Source organism: Paenibacillus sp. A14 (genome assembly GCF_036864815.1).
In the GTDB taxonomy this organism is placed as follows: Bacteria; Bacillota; Bacilli; order Paenibacillales; family Paenibacillaceae; genus Fontibacillus; species Fontibacillus sanfengchensis.
The window spans coordinates 601,933-626,267 of the sequence record NZ_JBAGJD010000004.1; the positions used below are offsets into that span (position 1 = coordinate 601,933).

General features: G+C 57.3%; 21 protein-coding genes. 16 read left to right on the forward strand and 5 right to left on the reverse strand.

The genetic code is table 11. The annotated features are described in order from the left end of the window. Positions 1-27: 27 nt before the first annotated feature. The 4 genes from V4U88_RS14190 (at position 28) to V4U88_RS14205 (ending at position 3,701) form a co-directional block, all read left to right on the forward strand. Positions 28-1,386, forward strand: coding sequence for a hemolysin family protein (locus V4U88_RS14190; protein WP_334073983.1), 1,359 nt, complete (start codon positions 28-30; stop codon positions 1,384-1,386). Positions 1,387-2,584: 1,198 nt separating this feature from the next. After that, positions 2,585-2,803 carry a spore coat associated protein CotJA gene (locus tag V4U88_RS14195; protein WP_334073895.1) on the forward strand — a complete coding sequence of 73 codons (219 nt, stop codon included), beginning with the start codon at positions 2,585-2,587 and terminating at the stop codon, positions 2,801-2,803. A gap of 4 nt (positions 2,804-2,807) precedes the next feature. Beyond that, positions 2,808-3,083, forward strand: a complete 276-nt coding sequence (locus tag V4U88_RS14200; protein WP_334073896.1) for a spore coat protein CotJB — start codon at positions 2,808-2,810, stop codon at positions 3,081-3,083. A 48-nt stretch (positions 3,084-3,131) separates the two neighbouring features. Then, entirely contained in the window at positions 3,132-3,701 is a 570-nt protein-coding gene (locus tag V4U88_RS14205; protein WP_148450561.1) for a manganese catalase family protein, read from the forward strand. A 243-nt stretch (positions 3,702-3,944) separates the two neighbouring features. On the opposite strand, the gene V4U88_RS14210 is transcribed toward V4U88_RS14205, so the two are convergent. The 4 genes from V4U88_RS14210 to V4U88_RS14225 form a co-directional block, all read right to left on the reverse strand. Continuing rightward, positions 3,945-5,606 carry a glycerol-3-phosphate dehydrogenase/oxidase gene (locus tag V4U88_RS14210; protein WP_334073984.1) on the reverse strand — a complete coding sequence of 554 codons (1,662 nt, stop codon included), beginning with the start codon at positions 5,604-5,606 and terminating at the stop codon, positions 3,945-3,947. Between the two features lie 186 nt (positions 5,607-5,792). Next, on the reverse strand, positions 5,793-7,283 hold the full coding sequence (gene glpK, locus V4U88_RS14215; RefSeq protein ID WP_334073897.1) for a glycerol kinase GlpK: 1,491 nt from the start codon (positions 7,281-7,283) through the stop codon (positions 5,793-5,795). Between the two features lie 51 nt (positions 7,284-7,334). Further along, positions 7,335-8,147, reverse strand: a complete 813-nt coding sequence (locus V4U88_RS14220; protein WP_334073898.1) for an MIP/aquaporin family protein — start codon at positions 8,145-8,147, stop codon at positions 7,335-7,337. 172 nt (positions 8,148-8,319) lie between these two features. Continuing rightward, the gene (locus V4U88_RS14225) at positions 8,320-8,880 is read right to left on the reverse strand and encodes a glycerol-3-phosphate responsive antiterminator (protein ID WP_334073899.1); all 561 of its coding nucleotides are present in this window, start codon (positions 8,878-8,880) and stop codon (positions 8,320-8,322) included. 92 nt (positions 8,881-8,972) lie between these two features. Here V4U88_RS14225 and V4U88_RS14230 point away from each other — a divergent pair, with 92 nt between their 5' ends. The 3 genes from V4U88_RS14230 (at position 8,973) to V4U88_RS14240 (ending at position 12,188) form a co-directional block, all read left to right on the forward strand. Further along, the gene (locus V4U88_RS14230) at positions 8,973-9,110 is read left to right on the forward strand and encodes a hypothetical protein (protein ID WP_334073900.1); all 138 of its coding nucleotides are present in this window, start codon (positions 8,973-8,975) and stop codon (positions 9,108-9,110) included. Positions 9,111-9,406: 296 nt separating this feature from the next. Further along, a complete protein-coding gene (locus tag V4U88_RS14235; protein WP_334073901.1) occupies positions 9,407-10,549 on the forward strand; it encodes a glycosyl hydrolase family 88 in 1,143 nt (380 codons plus the stop codon). Positions 10,550-10,589: 40 nt separating this feature from the next. Then, on the forward strand, positions 10,590-12,188 hold the full coding sequence (locus tag V4U88_RS14240) for a glycoside hydrolase family 43 protein (protein WP_334073902.1): 1,599 nt from the start codon (positions 10,590-10,592) through the stop codon (positions 12,186-12,188). A gap of 171 nt (positions 12,189-12,359) precedes the next feature. On the opposite strand, the gene V4U88_RS14245 is transcribed toward V4U88_RS14240, so the two are convergent. Beyond that, complete coding sequence (locus tag V4U88_RS14245; protein ID WP_334073903.1) at positions 12,360-12,566, reverse strand: hypothetical protein; 207 nt, start codon at positions 12,564-12,566, stop codon at positions 12,360-12,362. 374 nt (positions 12,567-12,940) lie between these two features. Here V4U88_RS14245 and V4U88_RS14250 point away from each other — a divergent pair, with 374 nt between their 5' ends. The 9 genes from V4U88_RS14250 to V4U88_RS14290 all read left to right on the forward strand — a co-directional run bounded on the left by V4U88_RS14250 (position 12,941) and on the right by V4U88_RS14290 (position 24,253). Next, complete coding sequence (locus tag V4U88_RS14250) at positions 12,941-13,267, forward strand: hypothetical protein (RefSeq protein WP_334073904.1); 327 nt, start codon at positions 12,941-12,943, stop codon at positions 13,265-13,267. 7 nt (positions 13,268-13,274) lie between these two features. After that, the gene (locus V4U88_RS14255) at positions 13,275-13,694 is read left to right on the forward strand and encodes a response regulator transcription factor (protein ID WP_334073905.1); all 420 of its coding nucleotides are present in this window, start codon (positions 13,275-13,277) and stop codon (positions 13,692-13,694) included. A gap of 153 nt (positions 13,695-13,847) precedes the next feature. Further along, positions 13,848-15,218: a diaminobutyrate--2-oxoglutarate transaminase gene (locus V4U88_RS14260; protein ID WP_334073906.1), complete on the forward strand. Its 1,371-nt coding sequence runs from the start codon at positions 13,848-13,850 to the stop codon at positions 15,216-15,218. Further along, on the forward strand, positions 15,212-17,041 hold the full coding sequence (locus tag V4U88_RS14265) for an IucA/IucC family protein (protein ID WP_334073907.1): 1,830 nt from the start codon (positions 15,212-15,214) through the stop codon (positions 17,039-17,041). The genes V4U88_RS14260 and V4U88_RS14265 overlap by 7 nt, the downstream gene beginning before the upstream one ends. Before the next feature lie 22 nt (positions 17,042-17,063). Then, positions 17,064-18,317 (forward strand): MFS transporter, encoded by a 1,254-nt coding sequence (locus V4U88_RS14270; RefSeq protein WP_334073908.1) that lies wholly within the window; start codon positions 17,064-17,066, stop codon positions 18,315-18,317. Between the two features lie 115 nt (positions 18,318-18,432). Then, on the forward strand, positions 18,433-20,265 hold the full coding sequence (locus V4U88_RS14275) for an IucA/IucC family protein (RefSeq protein WP_334073909.1): 1,833 nt from the start codon (positions 18,433-18,435) through the stop codon (positions 20,263-20,265). Further along, positions 20,255-22,300, forward strand: a complete 2,046-nt coding sequence (locus V4U88_RS14280) for an IucA/IucC family protein (RefSeq protein ID WP_334073910.1) — start codon at positions 20,255-20,257, stop codon at positions 22,298-22,300. The genes V4U88_RS14275 and V4U88_RS14280 overlap by 11 nt, the downstream gene beginning before the upstream one ends. Next, positions 22,287-22,919, forward strand: a complete 633-nt coding sequence (locus V4U88_RS14285; protein ID WP_334073911.1) for an RraA family protein — start codon at positions 22,287-22,289, stop codon at positions 22,917-22,919. The genes V4U88_RS14280 and V4U88_RS14285 overlap by 14 nt, the downstream gene beginning before the upstream one ends. Continuing rightward, the gene (locus V4U88_RS14290) at positions 22,916-24,253 is read left to right on the forward strand and encodes an LLM class flavin-dependent oxidoreductase (protein ID WP_334073912.1); all 1,338 of its coding nucleotides are present in this window, start codon (positions 22,916-22,918) and stop codon (positions 24,251-24,253) included. Before V4U88_RS14285 ends, V4U88_RS14290 begins: the two co-directional genes overlap by 4 nt. Positions 24,254-24,335: the final 82 nt, after the last annotated feature.

The following is a 24,335-nucleotide window of genomic DNA, read 5'->3' on the forward strand; positions in this document are numbered from 1 at the left end:
AGGGCAATTTACATGCACTATGCCATCATTGACGGACATACCGAATTTCATTGGGGCAAGCTCATTATTAATCTCTTGATCGTTTTTATTCTCGTGTTTTTGAACGGTTTCTTCGTAGCTGCGGAGTTTTCGCTCGTCAAGGTGCGTCAATCCAGGTTGACGCAGCTGGTGAGCGAAGGGAACCGCCGCGCAGTCTACGCTTTGAGGGTCAATAAGAAGCTCGACGCTTACCTGTCGGCTACCCAGCTCGGAATTACCCTTGCCTCGCTGGGGCTCGGTTGGGTTGGGGAGCCGGCGGTGTCGGAGCTGCTTATTGAGCCGTTGATGCATCAGCTTGGCGTCTCCGATCCGACCTTGATCTCCACCGTCTCGGTTGCGGTCGGCTTCGCCATCATCACATTTTTACATATCGTCATCGGTGAGCTTGCGCCGAAGTCGCTGGCGATTCAAAAATCCGAAGCGACTTCCCTGTGGCTGTCGGCTCCGCTGCTGTTTTTTTACAAGCTGTTCCTGCCGGTCATTTGGCTGTTGAATTCGGCGGCCAACGGCATGCTCCGGGCCATCGGCATTGAGCCGGCGGGGGAAGGGGAAGCGGCCCACTCCGAGGAGGAGATCCGCATCCTGATGAACCAGAGCGCCAAGAGCGGGGTCATCGACAAGGATGAAATGAAGCTGATGGACAACATCTTCGATTTCTCCGACATGCTGGCCCGCGAGGTCATGCTGCCCCGCACGGACATGGACTGCCTCTACACGAATCTGACGTGGGAGGAAAACATGCGGATTGTCGCGGAAACCAAGCATTCCCGCTATCCGGTGGCGGTGGAGGATAAGGACCAGATTATCGGGTTCGTGCATATTACGGACCTGCTTCTTCCCGAACCGGGCAGACCGCTCCATTTGGAAGACCTGGCACGGCCGATTCTGAACGTGCCGGAGTCGATGGAGGTCAGCCATGTGCTTCGGTTAATGCAGAAAAAGCATTCCCAATTGACACTGGTCGTGGATGAGTATGGCGGAACCGCCGGGCTGTTGACCGTCGAGGTTATTCTCGAGGAGATTGTCGGCGACCTTCACGACGAATTTGAGGATGAGCGGCCGGAGGTGGAAATGCCGGCCGAGGGCGTTTACTCCGTCGATGGGCGGATGCTGTTGGAGGACGTCAATGATTTGATCGGCATCGACATCGAAGACGACGAGGTGGATTCCGTCGGCGGCTGGCTGTTCAAGGAGCTGGACGGGATGCCGGCTAAAGGAAAGAAAAAGGCGGTCGGAAACGTCACCTTTGAGGTGGCGGAAGCGGGACGACTGCGGATTACCCGGGTGAAAATTACGAAGGAAAAGCCCGCCGGCAAGGGACAGCAGGAGTTTGAGCCGGGGCGGTAGAGAGCGAAATATTGGCGTCAGATCTTGAATGGACAAGATCTGACGTTTTTTTGTCTTTTCCCTTGGGGAATGTGATTCAGGTGCTGAAAATATCAACAAAATTTGCTATAAGGTATTAAGTTTATACTCCGAAATAAATAATGAGGATGAAATCAAATAGGAAGGATGTTTACGACAAAAAAATATATCAAAGTGATCAAAAGTCCACGGCTATCAAGGTGCCGGGCGCACTTCCAACTCCAAAAGCTGCAAATCTGCAGGAATTTCGGCCGATCCACGAGGGTATGCGAAAAAAGATGCAAATCTGCAGATATTTCTAGCGATTTTAGAGAAATGAGCTTATGTCGTCGAAAATTCCTGCAGAATTGCAGGAATCTTGAATTTTTTGTTCCGAACAGGAAAAAAACTTGCAGATATGCAGGAATTCAATGATTGAGAGGAAGTCTCTGGTTGAATGAATAGGTATAGAATCATAAACTCATTATTGGTGATATTATGCGGATTATTAGGAGGAAGTAGTACTTATATTATTGGCGGTATAATTTTTTCAAGCTATAGCTCCAAAAGCTATTTAGTAAGTTTAATCATCTTACAACTCATCGTTGTACTTTTCTTTATTTTAATACTGCAATATCAATTAAAGAAAACTAAAAGTGAGTTTTTAGTATCTGTAAGTATTTTTGTATTTGTTCTTTTTCTTTTTACAGCCCCGTTTATAGTAAATAAATTAGATTATTTTTTTCAATTCCTTCGGTAAAAGAACAAAATCAAACTATAAAAGAAGTATCCGGTGTTGTCTTAGTCAAAACAAAGGATGGTTTTTTTGATATAAGCGAGATCGTCACATTTTTGGGGAGGTTGCCCAAAGGGGAAATTGATTTAACCTTTTATACTTTAGGAAAGTCCGACGTGTTTGGACTGGCAATGGATAAAGACAAAAATATCTTTACCTGCGCTCCATTTGAAATTTGCAAAGAGATGGCATCGATTACTAAGTATAGGATGTGAGCATACACAAAAGCATAAGTAGTTGAGCGTGAGCAAACGTCAGATCTTACGGACAAGATCTGACGTTTTTTTGTCTTTTCCCGGGAAATAGGGTTCAGAAACTGGGCGAACGTCATATGTTAATGATGAGGATGCCGGGGGCTTAGTTGTCCCGTGCAGAAATGGAATCCCTTAGAAGGAGGAACCAAGATTGAGTTTTCCGAATGAGCAATCTTATGCCCCATTTATCGGCCCATGCGATCCATGCCCACCCATAACATGCAAAACATACAGCACGCCTCCGCAGTTGTATATTTGCTTTCAGCCGCCTAATTGGCCCCAGTTCACTCCGCAGGAAGCTTTGAGACATGGCACGTTGTGGCCCGCATTGTACAGTCCCTATGAATCCAGATGGGGAAAAGGACGGTGATGAAATGAGTTCCACATCCAAACCGCATTGCGATCCGGAGTACTACGCGTTATTAGAGAAGCTTCAGGCGCTGGATTTCGTGCTTGTCGAGCTGAACCTTTATCTCGATACCCATCCGGACGATTTGGCTGCGATCCAGCAGTTCAACCAGTTAACCCAGGAGCGGACGCAATTGGCAAACCATTTTCAGCAACTCTACGGGCCACTGCAAAATTTTGGACGCGCATTTTCCAAGTATCCGTGGGAATGGTCGCAGGCCCCGTGGCCATGGCAGGTATAACAACCTGCCGCCCGCACTTAAAGAGCTAAAGGAGGTAACTACGAAGCAATGTGGATCTATGAGAAAAAGCTGCAATACCCGGTTCGGGTCGGCAAATGCGATATCCATATGGCGAAGCTGTTAATGGAGCAGTACGGCGGCGCGGACGGCGAATTGGCGGCTGCTCTGCGTTATATGAATCAGCGGTACACGATCCCGGATAAAGTGATCGGGGTCCTTAACGATATCGCCACCGAAGAACTGGCGCACCTCGAAATGATCGCCACCATGGTCTATAAATTGACTAAAGACGCCACCGTGGAGGAACTCAAAGCCGCCGGCCTGGACAGCCATTATGTGGCCCATGACCGGGCGCTCTTTTATGAGAACGCTTCGGGAGTTCCTTTTACCGCTGCCTACATCCAGGCCAAAGGTGATCCGATTGCCGATCTGTACGAGGATATCGCCGCCGAGGAAAAAGCGCGGGCTACATACCAGTGGCTGATCGACATGACCGACGACGTCGACCTGCAGGACGGCCTCAAGTTCCTGCGCGAGCGGGAGATTGTGCACAGTTTGCGGTTCCGCGAATCCGTGGAGATTTTGAAGGACGACCGGGATAAGAAGAAGATTTTTTGAGGTGATGTACGAAAAGATGGCCCCGCAAGTAAACTGCGGGGCCTATTTTTCTGCTCGGGGTCTTTGATCTTGGGATTCAACCAGTAGCGGCTTCCTTTACCGTTTCGATCTATTGTCTCTATTCTATCGAAAGGAAGGAGATTTACCCAGCCGCGATTTTCGTTGGGATCCAATAATTGCCTAGCATATACTAATAGAATGATCCGGATATAATATGGTTCATCTGCGGACGGGGGCCCTGGATCACTGCTCCGTCTGCGGAGTGACCGCTTGATGAAGGGCGATGTCCAACTCTTGCGTATATTCATCGCGCTGCTTAAGGGTCCAGCCGAGGGCGGAGGCCATAAATTCGATCACAGGCTGCTTCCATTCGCGCACCCACCGGATGTTGAAGAACAGCGCGCCCGTGCGGCGAATGAAGAAGTCCACCGGTTTGACGGTCATTTCTTCGTCTAAGGCATACAGGAGCGGGACGAGAATTTCCGGCGGCAGTCCGCTCCGTTCCGCGTCTTCCCGGCGGCGCTCCGCCAGTTCGAAGATCCGGTCGACGTTGGAGCCGTACAGACGCGCCCAGCGCTCGGCAAGCGCGGCATCCAAACCGCGGCGAACACCTTCCTCGCTTTTCTGCCGAACAAACTGCGGAAAGGCGTCGGAGCCGCCTACATGGCCGCCGGAGATCGGCATGTGTTTCGTCTTCGCCGCCACGAACGCCAATCCTTCCTCCCGGCTTAATAGCCGCATGACCAGATCGACGATCGTTTCGGCCATTTTGCGGTAGCCGGTAAGCTTGCCGCCCGCGATCGTAATCAATCCCGACGGAGATTGCCAGATTTCATCCCGGCGGGAAATTTCGGAAGCGCTTTTCCCTTCCTCATAAATGAGCGGCCGCACGCCGGCCCAACTGGATTCGATATCCGACTCGGCAAGCTGAACCGTCGGAAACATGTAACGAATCGCCGCCATAATATAATCACGGTCTTCCTTCGTCATGACCGGCCGAACAGGATCGGCCTTGTAGAACGTATCCGTCGTGCCTACGTACGTCTTGCCGTCGCGCGGGATGGCGAAGACCATCCGCCCGTCCGGCGTATCGAAGTAAATCGCCTGCTTCAAGGGAAACTTCGACTGATCGATGACCAGATGGACCCCTTTGGACAATTGAAGGTGCTTCCCGGTCTTGGATCCGTCTTTGTCGCGAAGCTCGTCGACCCAGGGCCCCGAGGCGTTGATGATTTTCTTCGCCCGGAATTCGTACGCCGAGCCGTCCAATTGATCAACCACGCGCACGCCGGCAACCTTGTTGTTTTCATATAAAAAAGATTCGACCTTCATGTAATTCATAGCCTTTGCGCCCCCACGAACGGCTTCTTTCATGACTTCAATCGTCAAGCGGGCGTCGTCCGTCCGATATTCCACATAATAACCGCCGCCCACGAGCCCCTCCTGCTTCAGCAGCGGCTCGCGGGCCAGCGTCTCCTGCCGCGGCAGCATCCGGCGCCGTTCGCTGCGCTTGACTCCGGCCAGGAAGTCGTAGACGCGCAGGCCGATGCCCGTGCTGAATTTGCCGAACGTACCGCCGCGATAGAGGGGCAGCAGCATCCATTCCGGCGTTGTCACATGCGGGCCGTTCTCGTAAACGATGGCGCGTTCTTTGCCCACCTCGGACACCGTTTTGACATCAAACTGCTTCAGGTAGCGAAGACCGCCGTGCACCAGCTTCGTTGAGCGGCTGGAGGTGCCTGCGGCAAAGTCCTGCATTTCGAACAGCGCCGTGCGCAGCCCCCTCGTCGTCGCATCCAGGGCGATGCCGGCCCCTGTAATCCCTCCGCCGATCACAATAAGATCAAGCGGCTGTTGCCTCATAGCTTCTACCATCGCTTTGCGGTTCGCAGCGGAAAATGTCACTGTCATCCCAATAACCTCCCTCGTCGTAAAGACGGCATAATAGTACGTGTTCAACAACCTCTATTAGGAGTGAACAAAAAAACCGCAATAACACCTCAGCCCCGGGCTAAAGTGCAATTGCGGTTTCAAGCTTCTCCAACCGAATTTAAATATTAACTTATTAAAAATTGTAGCATATTTCCGGCCTTATTTGAATACCATTGTGGCCTTAATCGCTTTGCTCCAGCCAGCGTACAATTCACTGCGCCGCGCTTCCGACATCGTCGGCGTAAAGACGCGGTCGATGCTCCACTGCGCCGCTATCTCATCCCGGCTCTCCCAGTATCCGACGGCCAGACCGGCCAGATAAGCGGCACCGAGCGCTGTCGTCTCATAGACTTGCGGGCATTCCACCGGAACGCCGAGCATTTCGCTCTGGAACTGCATCAGGAAATTGTTCTGCACCGCTCCGCCGTCCACGCGCAGTTTGGTAAGCTCCATCGAAGAGTCGGCTTCCATGGCGCTGAGCACGTCTTTGGACTGGTAAGCGAGCGATTCCAGGGTGGCGCGGATAAAATGTTCTTTGGATGTGCCGCGCGTCAGGCCGAAGATGGCTCCCTTCACTTCGCTGTCCCAATAGGGCGTCCCCAGCCCGACAAACGCCGGAACGACATATACGCCGTCGGTTGTATCCACTTTGCTTGCGTACAGTTCGCTGTCCTTCGACTCCTTGATCATGCGCAGGCCGTCGCGGAGCCATTGGATGGCGGAGCCCGCCACGAATACGCTGCCCTCAAGCGCATATTCCACTTTGCCGTCGATGCCCCAGGCGATCGTTGTCAGCAGACCGTGCGAAGATTGAACGGGCTGTTCGCCGGTGTTCATCAACATGAAGCACCCGGTGCCGTAGGTGTTCTTGGCCATGCCTTCTTTGAAGCACGCTTGCCCGAACAAGGCGGCCTGCTGGTCGCCGGCGGCGCCGGCAATCGGAATCTCCTCGCCGAAGAAATGATAGTTGACCGTCTTGCCGTAAATTTCGGAGGAGGAGCGCACCTCGGGGAGCATCTGCTTCGGGATCGTCAACAGCTCCAGCAGTTCATCATCCCATTTCAATTCATGAATATTGTACATGAGTGTGCGCGAAGCGTTGCTGTAGTCGGTAACGTGGACCTCGCCTCCGGTCAGCTTCCAGATCAGCCACGTATCGATCGTGCCGAACAGCAGCTCGCCGTTCTCCGCTCTTTCCCGGGCACCCGGGACATGATCGAGAATCCATTTGACCTTTGTGCCCGAAAAATAAGAGTCGATCAGCAGCCCCGTTTTGGAGCGGAACAATTCGCTGTGGCCGGCGGCTTGCAATTCGTCGCAAATCGATTTCGTCTGTCTGGATTGCCACACGATCGCATTGTAGACCGGGCGGCCGGATTCCTTATCCCATACGACCGCCGTCTCGCGTTGGTTCGTAATCCCGATGCCGGCGATTTGGCCCGGCTTCACGCCGGACTCAATCAGGCAAGTCGCGATGACGGCAAGCACCGTTCCCCAGATTTCCAGAGCATTATGCTCCACCCAACCCGGTTGGGGAAAAATTTGCTTGAACTCCTTCTGAGCGACGTGGACGATTTGGCCCGCTTTATTGAATAAAATGGCTCTGGAGCTCGTTGTACCTTGATCAATCGACAAAATGTATTTTTCCATGTGAAGTTCCCCCATTTATAGATTTGTGTATGATCAATTATATGATGACGCTTACATTGATACGCTGTGCTTGACGCTTTTGCCGGAGAAAATAAGCGCGATACCGAAGATAACGACCGCGATGCCCACAACGACCCAAATGGCCGGGTCCGATTGGCCCAAAAATACGTTCTTGTAAAATAACGCCCCCAGCGACCCGCCCAGCAGCGGCCCTACGACAGGGATCCAGGCGTACTTCCAGTTGGAGCCGCCTTTGCCCGCGATCGGCAGCAGCGCATGCGCAATTCTCGGCCCCAAGTCGCGCGCCGGATTGATCGCATACCCGGTCGTTCCGCCCAGCGACAAGCCGATACTGACGATGAGAAAGCCGACGATCAGCGGGTTTAGCCCATCCGTAAACTTGTTGGCGCCGATCGCCAAAATCCCGAGCACCAGGATGAATGTTCCGATCATTTCGCTCATCAAGTTGGAGAAAGGATGGTACACGGCCGGACCTGTTGCGAACACGCCCAGCTTGGTGCCCGGATCTTCCGTTACCTTCCAATGCGGCAAATAATGCAGATACACGATCACGGCCCCGAGGATAGCCCCAAGCATTTGCGCCGCGATGTATGAGGGGACGTCGGCCCAGGGGGTATTCCCGATCAGCGCCAGGCCCAAGGTGAGCGCCGGGTTGAGATGGGCGCCGCTGATCGAACCTACCGCATAGGCCCCCATCGCGACCGCCAATCCCCATCCCATCGTAATGACGATCCACCCTGAATTCGCCGCAAAAGATTTTTTCAGCGATACGCCTGCACATACGCCTCCGCCCAGTGCAATCAGTATCATGGTTCCAATCAACTCTCCCCAAAACGCTGACATGAAAACCCCTCCCAATGATTATGAATGTTCAGAGAACACAAAAAGACCTACATAAAGTATGCGCCTAAACCACCCATGCTGCAAGGTGAGGGCACGTTCCATGTAGATCTCCAAGTCTCCATAACATTATTAACTTGAATCAAATTTTATTTAAATTTGTAAACGTTGTCAATCACTTTTTTTCAAAATCTCGCCATAAATTCTTGTTCGAGGTGGTCACCGCTTCGGCGCCCGCTTGCAGAGCCAGTTCCACATCCTCTCTTGAAGAGATGAATCCGCCCGCCAGAATCGGCAGGTTCGTTCTGTCTTTCACTTTGCGGATCACGCTCGGCATGCCGCCGGGCAAAACTTCGATGACATCCGGCTGCGTGCTCTCCAGCAGCTTGCAGCTCTTCTCCAAGGCGCTGTTGTCGATCAAAAAGATGCGCTGCACGGCGACGACGCCTTTTTGCTTTGCCTTTTGAATGACGCTGGACTTGGTGGACAATATCCCGTACGGCCGGTACTCCTGGCAAAGATACTCGGTCGCGTGTCCGTCGCTCTGCAGGCCTTGAATCAGGTCCATATGCAAAAACAACTTCTTGTTCGCTTGATGCACCATGCCGCAGGCGTGCTTGAGCTGGGCGATATGGACATCCAGCAGCACCAGATACTCATACGATGACGCCACGGCCTTCTCCAAATCTTTCATCTGCCGCGACGCAGGTAATATTCGCTGTTCATAGAAATTCATATATCAAGCCCCTTTGGTCGAACAGTCCAACCCTATTTTGCATGAATGCCTTGCTTAACTGTACATCCCATATTAAGTGCGTTTTTAATCCTATGCAAGCACTATCGAATCGACTGTTTTTTGGCGGATTATTACGGCTAAGGCGCGGCATTGCCTCCGAGGACGACATCTCCGGCAGGCTGACGTTAAACGGCGGCATCATCCGGCCGTATCGGGACGGACTGGAGTAAAGCGCAAATCGCCTTTCATTCGGGTGATTTGCGCTTTCTTGTTCATCCTTCCGGGGGGAATCTCAACGTATATCCTCCATCAGGGCCCTTTTATTGGCCAACCGGCTTCATTTAGCCGTGTCTGCGCCGGGCTGCTATGATCTTGGTTAACTTCTAAAATCACCGCATCTACGGCTTAAAAAACTTCATTTCCTTCGCATCGCCGCAATGATACGCTTTCACTAAGCGGAAAGTCGGATACCGTGTGGATGAAAAATTTACGTATAGAAGGGCAGGAACCTCCTTTGTTACACGCTATGGAACAACAATGGCTGGATGGCGTCATCGCCAAGGTGACGGCCAAGATGAACGCGGTCAGCGAGCGCTCCCGGAACAAAATACCTTATACGACCGTGAACGGGACGCACGACGACCGGGCTATCGATAATCCTTCGGGTAATGAGGCTGACGGGATCAACTGGTGGACCAACGGCTTCTGGGCAGGCATGTTATGGCTTATGTACCATGAAACCGGCAGCGAAAAATACAAGGGAATCGCCCAAATTTCCGAAGCCAAGCTGGACCGGTGTTTTGAAGAATTTTACGGCCTGCATCATGATGTCGGGTTTATGTGGCTGCCCACCAGCGTCGCGAATTACAAAGTGACCGGTAATCCGGAATCCCGGAAGCGGGCGCTCCATGCCGCAAACCTTCTGGCGGGCCGCTTCAATTTGGCGGGGGGCTTCATTCGCGCATGGAATGATCTGGAAGAGGGCGATACACGCGGCTGGGCGATCATCGACTGCATGCTCAACATCCCGCTCCTCTACTGGGCGACGGAAGAAACGGGGGATCCGCGTTTCAAGCAAATCGCCATGAAGCACGCGGATACGTCCATGTCGGCCTTTGTCCGCCCCGACGGCTCCGTCAACCATATCGTCGAATTCGATCCTTTTAACGGAGGAGTGGTGCGGACGCACGGAGGACAGGGCTACGGGGAGGGATCTTCCTGGACGCGCGGGCAGACCTGGGCGCTCTACGGGTATATGATGAGCTACATTCATACCGGAAAGGACCAGTATTTGCAGACGGCGAAGCGGGTTGCGCATTATTTTATGGCCAATATTCCGGAGGACGGCATCATCCCGGTCGATTTCAGGCAGCCGGAGGAGCCTAAATTTGCGGACGATACGGCTGCGGCCATCGCGGCCTGCGGGCTCATCGAAATCGCCAAGGCCGTCGGCGGTTACGAAAGCCGCTCGTATGCAGCGGCGGCGTTGAAGCTGCTTAGAGCGCTGGACGAATCGCGTATCGATTGGTCGCCGGAAACCGACCACATCTTGCTGTACGGCACGGGGGCATACCACAGCAAAACGCATCATCACGCGATTATTTATGGCGATTATTATTTTATGGAAGCGCTCTTTAAGCTAAAAGGCAACGATCTTTATTTGTGGTAGCCTCAAGGGCGTAGGCATGCGAGCTAAAGGGGGCAAGATTATGAAAACGATTAAAAATCCGATTCTGCGAGGATTTAATCCCGATCCGTCCGTCATCCGGGTGAATGACGATTATTATATCGCCACTTCCACCTTTGAATGGTTTCCCGGCGTGCAAATTCATCATTCCCGGGATCTGGTGCATTGGGAACTGATTACCCGTCCGCTGAATCGCGTATCGCAATTGGACCTTCGGGGAGTTGGCGCTTCGCAAGGGATTTGGGCGCCTTGCTTGACTTACCACGACGGCGTTTATTATTTGGTTTATACCGTCGTCAATTCCTTCTACGTCAAAATGTACGATACGCCCAACTACCTGGTGACGGCGACGGATATCCGCGGGGAATGGTCGGAGCCGGTTTTTCTGAACAGCTACGGATTTGATCCTTCGCTGTTCCATGACGACGACGGCCGCAAATATATCGTCAGCATGGTTACGGATCATCGGGTAACCAAGCGGTACAAAGGGCATTTGGTCATTCAGGAATATTCCGAGCGGGAGCGGCGCATGGTTGGCGAGGCCGTGACCATTTATGCGAGCAACGATATTTTTCTGGAAGGACCACACATTTACAAGCGAAACGGCTATTATTATTTGTTCGCGGCGGATACGGGCACGGGCGAAGGGCACGGGCAGTCCATGCTGAGATCGAAAAATTTGTTCGGTCCTTACGAAGCCTATCCGGGCAACTCACTAATGACGGCAAGAAATCACCCCGACCTGCTGCTGCAAAAAGCGGGGCACGGCGATCTTGTCGAAACGCAAAGCGGCGAGTGGTATATGGTTCACCTCTGCGGGAGGGCGCTGGAGAACCGGACGGAAAAGGGGGACCGCAAGTACACGTTGGGCCGCGAAACGGCGATTCAAAAGGTGGAATGGACCGAGGACGGCTGGCTTCGGCTGGCGAATGGAACCGCACTGCCGGATACGGAGGTGGAAGCCCCCGACCTTCGGCCGCATCCGTTTCCCGGCCGGCCGCCGCGGGACGATTTTGACGGCGATACGTTGGATATCCACTTCCAGTCCCTGCGCATCCCGCTTGATCACACCTTTTATTCGCTGACGGAGCGGAGAGGGTATCTTCGCCTGTACGGAAGGGAAGGGCTCGGCTCGAAGTACAGACAAAGCCTGATCGCACGGCGCTGGCAGGAGTTTACGTTTACGGCCGGTACCTGCCTTGAATTCGAGCCGGCAAGCTATAAGCATTTGGCCGGCCTGATCTGCTTATACGACACGCATAATTACTATTATTTGCACGTGACGCACGATGAAGATCTGGGGCGCTGCATCAGCATCCTGTCCGCCGTCAACAATGTGTACGCATCGCCGGCCGGATACGTTCCTTTACCGGTTGACGCGAACCGGATATGGCTCCGTGTCGAGGTGGATCACGATAAGCTGCAGTTTTCGTATTCCACGGACGGCGAGCATGCGTTCAAGAACCTCGGTCCGGTTTTGGACGCCAGCACGTTATCGGACGAAGCCTGCGATGAGGGCTGGTTTACCGGAGCCTTCGTCGGCCTGTGCTGTCAGGATCTGACCGGCTTTAGAAAGCATGCCGATTTCGATTATTTCGAATATGTCGAGTCTCCGCAATGACGTTGCATCAAACCTTCCTTGATGCTGCCCATTTGGGGCCGATCCGCCGCTTCGGCAAGCAACATGTCGAACTTAGATCGTCATCTCACCCTCTAAACCATGCTAACGGTCGCCACAGCCGTTATTTGCCCTGTTTGCGCTGACTCCAAATTCTAACGGCCGCCATGGCCCTTATTTCATATAAGTATGGCTGTTTTGGTCGAAATGAAGGTAAATAACGGTCCACACGACCGTTAGAATCCCAATACGTGATTCAATCGCAACATAACGGCTCTCACGGCCGTTAGACTTCCTAACTGCAGAACCTTGTTTAAAGGCCTGTACTTTTTTGCGAAGTTCTTTAAAAGCGATTAAGGCATCAAGCTCCGTTGTAATCATGTGTCAGGGTTAATGCAACGCAAGTGGAGTCTCCGAATAGATGAACATCCGGACAATTGAAATTAGGAGCTATAAAGATAGGATCAAATGGCCGGAACGGCAGGGGATCACTTAGGGAGGCCGGCCTGACAGTGTTGCAGGTTTTGCCCAAATCTTTCTGCTTGATCCCGACCGGAATATCATCAAGTTTGACGCTCCATATTCATCGTAAACAACGAACACCTGGATTTAGGATGCTATGACTATGACATCCAACAGGTGTTTTTTGTTGTTGGAGCATAAGACAAAAATTCCAATGCGGAAGCGTTAATCGGTGAAACATTTCAACAACGCTTTCAAAAATATTGATAATGATTCTCACTGAATTTATAATAGTGTCTAAACAAAACTGCTCTTTCCCGTTTCGGCAGCCGGTCGCACGAATCGGGGCGGGGGACGTCAGTCGGAGCTCGAAGGGAGTTCCGGTCGTTCATGTCGGCAAGGGTGTGACATTCCGCAGCGAAGAGTCGCCGATATGCCCGGTTTGGAAAGATTCGAACGCCGTGCGTACCGGCCGGGTCCGCCATTTTCATACGGCACTTTGGATCGGCTATTACGGACCGCTCGCCATGAACAGGGTCGTCGACGAAATTGCCGAGCGTTGTTGTCGCCCTCATGCCTTTGGCTTTATCATCGAAAAACCATTCCAATCTGGACGGTGAGAGACAAATGTCTGTTACAAAGCTACGGCTTACGGTCGCCTCCAGCGCGGAAAACGATCGGGAGCGCGAGGCGTTGGCCGAATTGCACAGTCTGATTATGAACCGGGTTGTACAAATGAATATATGCGACTCTGTTCAGGTGACGCTGGAGTATGTGGCGGTCGCATCGGAAATTCCTCCCGCGGCGCCGGAGGCATCCGGTTCACAGACGCGGGAGCGCCCGAAGCCGTCCGCGCTCAGCGGAAGGCAGCTTGAAATTGCCGAACGGTTGTGCCGCCATTACAGCATCAGACGAATTGCCGAGGAATTGTATATCAGTGTCAATACGGTTAAAAAGCATGTGCAAAATATCAAAAAAGCCCTTTGTCTCGAACATGCCGGGGATGATTTCGTCTTTTTGCTGGCGGAGAAGCTGGAAGGGCGCTAAAAAGTATGGTTAATTTATCCAGTCGGAGTATTCAGTTAATCCGTTGGGATGATATCCAATCGGACAAGGAAATGGTATGATTTTCCTATCTTATTGATAATGATTATCATTATTGGTGGGTTTGAATATCTTGCCAAAGGAGTGAATCCCGTCATGTATCGAGCGACAAAAGAAACTGAAGCAACCGCCAACAGCCGTTATTTGCAGAGCCAGCAGGAGCGCGAATCTTCAGCCCGTTCCTATCCCCGGCGAATTCCGATCGTCATTGCCGAAGCGGAGGGTATTTATGTCCGGGATATGGACGGAAAGGTGTATTATGATTGTTTGGCCGGCGCCGGGACCTTGGCGCTTGGGCATAACCATCCCGTCGTCATCGGGGCGATGAGGGAGTTGTTCGATCAGAAGGCTCCCCTGCACACGCTTGATTTGACGACCCCTCTTAAGGAACGCTTCGTCGATGAACTCTTCGCCAGCCTCCCGTCGTCGTTTGCGCGCAACGCCCGTATCCAGTTCTGCGGTCCGACCGGAGGGGACGCCGTCGAGGCTTCGATCAAGCTGATGAAGACAGCCACCGGCAGACGCAGCGTGATGTCATTTCATGGCGGATATCACGGCTCGACGCACGCGGCGATGAGCCTCAGCGGCACGCTCGGGCAAAAGGAGCGGGTGGCCGGGCTGATGCCGGACGTTCATTTTCTGCCCTATCCGTACGCTTACCGTTGTCCATTTGGGGTGGGCGGCGACGAGACTCAACGCTTGAGCCTCCGTTATATCGAAAACGTGCTGCGCGATCCGGAAAGCGGTATCGTACCACCGGCCGCGATGATCGTCGAGCCCGTTCAGGGAGAGGGCGGTTCCATCCCCGCGCCGCCCGGGTGGCTGACGGAATTGCGGCGCATCACGAAAGAGCGGGATATTCCGCTGATCGTAGACGAGGTACAGACCGGTTTTGGCCGTACCGGCAAACTGTTCGCCTTTGAGCATGCCGGAATCGAGCCGGATGCGGTCGTGCTGTCGAAGGCGATTGGCGGCAGTCTGCCGCTGTCGGTCGTTGTCTATCACGAGCGCTACGACGTCTGGAAGCCTGGCGCGCATATCGGCACCTTCCGCGGCAACCAGTTGGCGATGGCCGCCGGGCTGGCGTCGCTGCGCTATATCAAGGAGCGGGAGCTTCACGAGCGGGCGCGCTTGCTCGGCGAGCGGCTGTTGGAACGGCTTGGTTCGCTGGCGGAGCGGGAGCGCTGCATCGGCGACGTGCGCGGGCTGGGATTAATGATCGGCGTTGAAATCATCGACGAGAACGGCGAGCCCGACCGGCTTGGCCATATTCCGGCCGCTCCGCGACTCGCCGCGCAAATCCAGCGGGAATGCCTCCGGCGCGGGCTGATCCTGGAGGTCGGCGGGCGAAATTCCTCGGTCATGCGCTTCCTGCCGCCGCTCATCGTAACCGAGGAGCAATTGGACGAAATCGCCGCCCGCTTCGGCGAGTCGGTACGGGCCGCCCGCGAGGCGCTGCCATGCTGACGAACCGGCGGACGGTTACTACCACGGAAGCCGCGCCCCGCGCAGCGAGTCTGGCGGGGAATCCGGCGGTGAGTTCGACGGATAGGCTGGCGGAGTGTTTGGCGGCCAGGTCGCTGATCAATGCTTTTCTGCGGGAAAACGACGAAGCGGCAGAGAGCCCATGCCGTTTGGCGGAAGCGGCGGAGACGGGGGCGTCCGTCCCGATCGCGATTCGGCTTCGGGACGGGGCACAGATCCAAGGGACGATTGCTTACGCTTCGCTCACTGGTCAGCATCTGTTCGAGGACGGATGGATTTTGGAGCGGGGCGATTGCACAAGGCCGCTGCCGTTCAACGAGCTTGCCGAGACGCTTGTCCGCGAATTGGCGCTGCGGTTCGCCCCGGAGGGGGCTCCGGCCGCCGATGCGACGCTGAAACGCATACAATGCAGCGTGCGGAATTTGCGCGGACATCTCGAGCGGCGGGCGGCCGATGGGAAGGCCGGCATGAATGTCCGCAAGCTTGATTACATCGCCTCCGAGCAAAGCGTGTTTGCCGGCCATCCGTTCCACCCGTATCCAAAAAGCGTGGAAGGCATGAACGAACCGGATCTGAATCGGTTCAGTCCCGAACGGGGCGCGGGTTTTCCGCTGCATTATTTCGCCGTGCGCGTCTCCGAGCAACTGGGGGAGTGGCTGCCGGGCGAGCGGATGCAAACGCTTCCGCCGACGGTAAGGGAGCCGTATCTGCGGGCGCTGACGGAGCGGCTCGGACCGCGGGCGGAGACCGTGTATGAGCCGCTGCCGATGCATCCGTGGCAAGCGGAACGCCTGCCGAAACAACCGTGGGCGGGCCGGGCTCTTGCGCGGGGTGACCTGGTACCGCTGGGGCCGCTCGGACCGCGAGTTTACCCGACGTCGTCGGTACGCACCGTATGGGAGCCGCAAAGCGGGTGCGGCTGGAAGCTGCCGCTGGATGTGCGGATCACAAACCTGATCCGCGTTAACACTGCGGAGCAGACGGCCCGCACGATGCACGCCGCGCGTCTGGCAATGCATCTGGGGGCCGAACTGAAGCGGGAATTGCCCGGCCTGCTGCCGGAAACGGGGTATGCCGGAATCGCCGCGCCCGATCGGACGCAGCCTAACCCGGCGTTTACGGTTCTGTTCAGACCGATGGCGTTTGATCCGTCCGCAACGTTTGTGCTGGCCTCGCTGCTGGAGAGTTGGCCGGACGAGCGGACGCCGAAAATCGCGCAGGCGATCGCCGAAAACGCGCGAACCTGCGGAGCGCTGCAACTGCCGGATATGCGGGAGTGGCTGGAGCGTTATCTGCACCTGTCCATGCTGCCGCTGCTGCGCGTCTGGGACCGCTTTGGCATCAGCTTTGAGGCGCATGCGCAAAATTCGCTGCTTTCGCTTGAGAATGGCTGGCCGAGCCGCTTTTATACGCGCGATTTGGAGGGAATGAGCGTCGACCGCCGGGTTGCCGAGGCGGCCGGCTGGATCGGCGGATTGCTGCCCGAGGACAGCCCGTTGCTGTACGATGCGGCGAAGGCTTGGCACCGCACGCAATACTATTTTTTCGTCAATCATCTTGGGGCGCTCATTCACGCGCTGGCGCTCTGGCAAGGCCGGCCGGAGCGAGAAGGCTGGGATGTCGTCCGCAGTTTGCTGCTGGAGGAACGGCGGCGGGCGGGTGAACGGCTGCGTCCATACGTGGATGGGCTGCTAAATCAAAAAACGCTTCCGGCGAAAGCCAATTTCGCCAGTTGCCTAGCGGACAAAGGAGATACGCCAATGTATGTACCGATCGCTAATCCAATCCGGGGCGGGCGGCCGTGAGCCGCCCGGTCCCGCTTGAAGATTGCGGTGCTGGCGACCGACAACGAAAGGAAGCCTGACGGAGATGGAAAGTTGGAAGCGCAGTTTGTATATCCTGTGCGCCGGGCAGTTTCTGGCGATGGCCTCCGTCAGCTGCGTTACCCCGTTTTTGCCGTTGTATCTGCAGGAGCTCGGCGTGCGCGGGCATGCCGAAGTGACGCTCTGGTCGGGGGCGATCTATGGCGCGAATCTTCTCAGCGCCTTTGTCATGGCGCCGGTATGGGGAAGAGTGGCCGATCGGCACGGGCGTAAGCCGATGCTGCTGCGCTCGGGCTTCGGCATGGCTATGACGATTACGCTGATGGCCGTGGTGCGGGGACCGTTTGAGTTGTTGCTGCTGCGTCTGCTCAACGGCATGATGTCCGGCTTCAGCCCCGCCGCGGTGGCTTTGACGGCCAAAAGCTCGCCGAAAGAGCGAGGCGGTTACGCCCTCGGGCTGCTGCACGCCAGCTCGGTTGGCGGCACGATTTGCGGACCCCTGCTGGGCGGTTTGCTGGCGGATCGCTTCGGCTTTGCGGAGGTGTTTCTCTATATTGGGACCGGCATTTTTGCCGCTTCGCTGGTCGTTCTCTTCGGGGTCCGCGAGCGGCGCGAAGAGCATCCGCCGATAGCGCCAACGGCCGGACTGCGGGGCGACATGCGGGAAATTATGTCGCGGCGTCCGCTGCCGGCCCTGTTTGTTTCCGCTTCGCTGCAGCGAGCGGCGACGGTCGGCACCCTGCCGCTTATTCCGCTGTACGTGCAGATGCTCGCGCCCGGCAGCGGCAGTGTGGCGCTGCTCGCCGGTATCGCCTCCGCCGCGATGGGGGCGGCGAATATGCTGGCGGCGCCGCAGCTGGGCAAACTGGGCGACCGCCGCGGCCAGCGCCGCGTACTGACGGCTTCGCTGCTGGGAGCGATGCTGCTGTCGATTCCGCAAACGTTCGTGCAGCAGCTCTGGCAGTTGATCGCGCTGAGGTTTTGCAACGGCGCCTGCCTTGGCGGGCTCGGCCCGTCGCTGAACGCGCTCGTGCGGCGGCACGCTCCGCCGGGCATGGAAAGCCGCGCCTACAGCTATCTCAATTGCGCCCAGATGGCCGGCGGCTTGCTCGGCTCCGTCGGCATGGGATGGATTGCCGCAACCTTTGGTCTGCGCTATATTTTTGCGGGCTCGGCCGTTCTTTTTGCGTTAAACCTGTTGTGGATGAAGGCGACGGCGCGGCAGGCCGCGAGAGAAGGAGGGGCGGATGAGGTCTGAACAACCGGATGCCGGCCGCAACGCTTGAGATAATACCCGAAGACACCGAAGACAGAAACTACTCATGGTCACGAACGAAAGGATGCGAATCAAAAATATACGAGGTGAGGCGAAAATGAAAAGTTGGAACGAAATCGACAAACGCGCTGCCGCGATCCGCTCGGACTCCTATGAGACGGCTGAGCGGCGAGTGCTTGGGCAATTGATCGAAGCGTCGCTGTACGAGGAAATCGTCGCGCCGGACGAAGGGCTGCCGCAACCGGGCGAAACCCGCGCCGTGGAGTTGGCGGGACGCTCGGCAACAGGCGAGGCGGTCCGTTACCGTTTCGTCTGCCGACGCAGTTTCAGCTTCGGCCGGATCCGGTTGGATCGCGGCTCGCTGCGGCGCATTGCGCCGGACGGGGAGACGGGCCCTGCGCGGCTGGCGCTTTTCGTCGATGAGGTGCTCGGGCAGCGGCAGCAGGGAGAACTGCTGCTCCGCCTGCAGGAGGAGCTGGCCCGCACGCTGCTGCACGATGCGGAGTCGCGCGCTTGGCGCAAGCTCGAAGGGGCCCGGCGGCCGCGCGATCACGAGGAGGGGGAACTGGACGGCCATCCGTACCATCCCTGCTACAAATCCCGCATCGGCTTTGACGCCGCCGACAACCGGCTGTACGGGCCGGAGTTCGGCGAATCTTTGCGGCCGCTGTGGGTCGCCGTCTCCCGCTCGTACGCCCTTTTGTCGCTGCGGCGCGGACTGGACGAGGAGACCTGGCTGCGTGAGGAACTGGGCCCGGCCGCATTGGAACGCTTCCGCTTCGAGCTGGAGCGGCGGGGTCACCGCCCGGGCGACTACCGGTTCATGCCCGTCCATCCGTGGCAGTGGGAGCATGTCGTCGTTCCGGCGCTGCACCGGGAAATAGCCGACGGGCTCCTGATTCCGCTCGGGTGGGCTGATGATGTCTACCGCGCACAGCAATCGATCCGCAGCCTGGAAAATGTCACCGACCGCCGCAAGGCAACCTTGAAGCTGTCGCTGGGCATCGTCAATACGTCGACCCGGCGCATGCTGGCGCTTCATACGGTGCTGAACGCGGCCCTTGTGTCGGATTGGCTGCACGATCTGATCGCCTACGACCGTACGCCGGACAAGCCGGAATTCGCGCTGCTTGACGAATATGCCGGCATCGCCTTTGAAACGCGGGAGCTGTCCCCCTCGGTACGCGATCGCGCCTACGGCGCGCTGGGGGCCATCATGAGGCGCGGGCAGGAAGCCGTGCTGCAGGACGGTGAGCAGGCGCTGCCGTTTGCCGCGCTGTCGTATGCCGAAGGCGAAGCGGCGGCCCATGTCGAGACATGGATCTCCCGCTACGGTCTGCACGCATGGCTCGGCGAGCTGCTGGAGGCGGCGGTGACGCCGCTGATCCATATGCTGTACGCCCATGGCGTGGCGCTGGAATCACACGCGCAGAACATCCTGCTCCTGCATCGGGACGGACGTCCCGTCCGCATCGCGCTGCGCGATTTCCATGATGGCGTGCGTTTTTGCCGCCGCTTGCTGCCGGAGCCGCAGCTATGCCCGCAGCTCCATCCCGAACCGGCTTCCCATCTGGCGCTTAACCGTCACTCGCACATGCAAACGGAGGATCCCGAGGCTGTCCGGGACTTTTTGCACAGCGCTTTCTTTTTCGTCTGCCTGGGCGATCTGGGCCTCTGCTTAAACGAACGATTCGGCTTGGCTGAGGAATCATTCTGGGAGCGCATCGCTGAGGTTATCCTCGGGTATCAAAACCGTCATCCCGAATTTGCGCGGCAATATGCGCTTTACGATTTATTCTCGGAAACGATCCGCATCGAGCAGTTGGCGCGCAGGCGGCTCTGGCCCGATTCGGAGGTCGAGCCGAAATGGGTGCCGAATCCGCTGCACGCGTTTCGCGCGGCGAAAGGAGAGAGCTTTTATGCCGGATAAGCTGATAAGAGAAGAAGCGGCGCGGCGCGTCATGGAGGACTTGCTCAACGCGCTGTTGGCCGAGGAACTGATGGACGGATTGCGGATAATCGCAACGGAGGACGCTAATGCGCTCACCGGTTCCGACAAGGCGTTCGCCGCGGCCCGGAAACTGCTGCTTAGCTCCACGGAGGAAATCGGAGTTGAAGGCGGTTCCCCCTCCGGCGGCATAAACGGCAGGGTCTGTGCAGACGGGAAAAACGGTAAGGGCAAGACGCGTTCCACGGCGCATCGGATAGAAGCGGCAGGAGAGGCCGGCCAAACGCCATTCGATGAGAGAGGCGGATTAATCGGCCTGTGGCGGCCGGGTGGCGATGACGCTATCGTGTTCGGGCTGCGCCGCTCACCGGTGCAGCGGCTGCGCTGCGAGCCGGCGGCGCTCGTCGCGGCAAGCAACGTTGCCGGCGAGGCGAGGCTGCTATCGCCGCCGGAATTGATGCGCCGCGTTGCGGACAGCCGCGCCGAGGCGGGAGATGTGCGCCCGGAAGGGACGGAGGCGTTCATTGATATGCTGCGGCAGACGGCCGAGCAAATCGGCTGGTCCCTGGAAAGGCGCGTGCCGGTCCCGCCGGACCTGCTGGCGCTGCCGCCGGACCGGTCGCTGCTTGCGCTGGAGCGCTGCGCCGCGTTTCGCGACCGGCCGTTTCACCCGGTCGCGAAAGCCAAGCTCGGCTGGGGCCGCGGCGAATGCGGCCGCTATACGGCCGAAGCGGAGCAGCCGATCCGGCTGCGTTGGATGGCTGTGCGACGCGACCGGCTGCTGACCGGCGACGGTGCGGGGGACGCGCTGCCGCAGTCGCTGCTGCTTCCGGCGGGCGAGCAGGCGGAACTGGACCGCGAGTTGATGTCGCGCGGACTGCACGGTACGCATATCGCCCTGCCCGTGCATCCGTGGCAGATGGAGGAGATGCTGCCGCAGCGGCTTCGCTCGGAGCTGGCAAGCGGCGTGTGTGTGCCGCTGGACACGGCGGCGGGCACCTTCTATGCCACATCGTCGGTCCGATCGCTGATGAGCCTGGGCAGCTCGCCGAGGCATGTAAAACTGCCGCTCGGCATCCGCTCGCTTGGCGGTCTTCGCTATTTGTCGGCGATCAAGCTGATGAACGGTGTGCGCGCCGAATCGCTGCTGCGGCAGGCGCGGCGGCTTGATCCGGTGCTGGGCAAGAAGCTGTATTTATGCGAGGAAGGTAGCTGGTGGGCGCTGGCTCCGCATGATAACGACTTGTTTGCGGATGATCCGCGCCATTTGTCGGCGATGATTCGCAGCTATCCACGGGAGCTTGCCGGGGATGTCGGATACCGGCTTGTGCCGATGTCGGCGCTGGCGGTACACGGTGCCGAATCGCAGCTCTTTGGCGAATGGCTGCGGCAGCGCGGCCTGCCGAGCGCGGCGCAGGGAACGCTGGAACTGTTCCGCGAAATTGCGTTGATGTTCGGCGAGCTGTCGCTGCGGCTGTTGCGTTTCGGCCTTGTGCCGGAGGTGCATGGACAAAATGCGGTGCTCGTTTTGAAGGCGGGGCGGGTATGCGGCCTGCTGCTTCGCGACCACGACGCCCTGCGCGTCCATGTGCCTTGGCTGCGCGAGGCCGGTCTCGATGACCCCGGCTATCTGCTGCGCCCCGGCGTGCCGAACTCGCTGTATCACGATTCGCCGCAGCAGTTGCTGGCGTTTTTCCAGATGCTCGGCATCCAGGTCAATCTGTTCGCCATTATGGACAGTCTGTCCAATGTTTACGGTATTTCCGAGGAACGATTGTGGACCGAATTGAAGGAAGTGCTGCAGATAGCGCTTGATCGTGCCGCATTGCCACAGCGGCAGGAAGAGGTTATTCACGCCGGTCTGTTCCGCGCCGAGTGTTGGCCGTGGAAGCAGGTGGTGCGGCCGCTGCTTGCCCAGTCGGCGAAGGTTCCGGGCAGCATGCCGTACGGCAAAGGCGAAATGCCGAATCCGCTGCGCGCCGCCGAGCCGCAGGAGGTGCCGCATGCTGCGTATTGAACCTCACGCCGCGTCGCTTCAACCGGAGCTGCTGGAACTATACCGCGGCATACAAGCGTCCACGATCGGGCATTTGACCGATTTCGGCTATGTCCGCGGAATCCGGCCGCTGTTTTGTCCGATTCGCCTGCTCGGCAGCGCGCTCACGGTGCGTCTTCCCCATACCGATTCCTCCGCGCTGCGCGAGGCGCTTGAACTGGCGCGGCCGGGCGATGTGCTCGTCATCGACATGTCGGGCGACGAGGAGCGGGCCTGCTGGGGCGAATTCCGTGCCTACAAGGCAATGGCCAAAGGGGTCGCCGGAGCGGTTGTATCCGGCTGCGTCTCCGATGCCGCGGCGCTTCGGCAGCTTGGTTTCCCGGTGTTTTCGCGCGGTATCAGCGCGTTGACGACACGCTCGCTCGAATTGGAAGGCGAAGTCAACACCGCTGTCAGCGTCGGCGGCGTGGCGATGCGACCGGGCGATTTGATCATCGGCGACGAGGACGGTCTGTTTGCGATCGACCCGCTCCGGGCGGAGGAACTCGGTCGGGCCGCGCTGGAAAAACAGCAAAGGGAGCGGCGCAGCCGCGACAAACTCGGATACGGCCATATCGGAAAAGGAGGGGAAGGAAGATGAGACCGACCCGGCAAGAAAAGAAATTGCACCTAAATTTGTTTTTGATGAGCACCGGCCATCACGAGGCCAGTTGGCGCCACCAGTCCGCCAGCCCTGAACTGGCGACCGACTTCCGTTATTACGAACGGATGGCGAAGTTGGCCGAGCAGGCGAAGATGGATTCGGTTTTTCTTGCGGAAAAATACCGGTTGAACCAAATGACGAAATACCGCGTCATTCCGCAGCTTGAGGCGTTTACGATGCTGGGGGCGCTCGCGGCGGTGACGGAAAACATCGGTTTGACGGCGACCGCTTCAACCACCTACAACGAACCTTACCATATCGCCCGCAAATTCGCTTCGCTCGATCATATCAGCGGCGGGCGTGCGGCTTGGAACATTGTGACCTCGACCGGAGATGCGACCGCCCGCAACTTCGGCAAAGAGCGGCATTTGAGCCACTCGCTTCGTTACGAGCGGGCGCACGAGTTCGTCGAGGCGGCGCTCCGGCTGTGGACCGGCTGGGCGGAAGACGCGCTGCTTCTCGATCGAGCAGCCGGCCTCTATGCCGATATGGACCGGATCAAGGCGGCCGATTACGGGGGCAAGCATGTATCTGTCGCGGGTCCGCTCAATTTGCCGCGCTCGCCGCAGACCGTGCCGGTGCTTGTACAGGCCGGCTCTTCGGAGGACGGCAAGGCGTTCGCCGCACGGTGGGCGGAGATGGTGTTCACGGCCCAGCCCGGCATCGGCGAGGCGGCTGCGTTTTACGCCGATTTAAAAGGCAGGTTGAAGGTTTGGGGACGCGGAAGGGAACAAATGAAAATACTGCCCGGGCTGATTCCGTTCATCGGCGATTCCAAAGCGGAGGCGGAGGAGAAGGAACGCGAGTTGAACGAGCTGAGCGTATCCGAATACGGACTGTACAATTTGTCGGCGCTGCTTCAAACGGACCTGTCCGACTGTCCGCTGGACGGCCCGCTGCCTTACGAGCGATTGCCTGCGCCGGAGCTGGTTCAGGGCCAGCAGGCCCGGTTTCGGCTATATACCGATCTGGCCCGCAAGGAGAAGCTGTCGATTCGCGAGCTCATCATTCGCACTGCGGGCGGCCGCGGCCATTTCACGCTGGCCGGAACACCGGTGCAGATTGCCGATACGATGCAGCGTTGGCTTGAGGAAGATGCCGCCGACGGATTTAATCTGATGCCGCCGCTGCTGCCGTCGGGGCTCGAGGATTTTGTCAGCAAGGTTATACCCGAATTGCAAAATCGCGGCATTTACCGCACGGAGTACACCGGGAAAACGCTGCGCGAGCATTTGGGACTGAATGCGGAGTCGATCGCGCAGCGCGTTTAGAAGGACGGAGAGCGGAGAGCTGAGAGCAAATGGGTAACGCCGCTGGAGGTACTGCGGACGAAGCAAAGAACTTTAGCTGAAT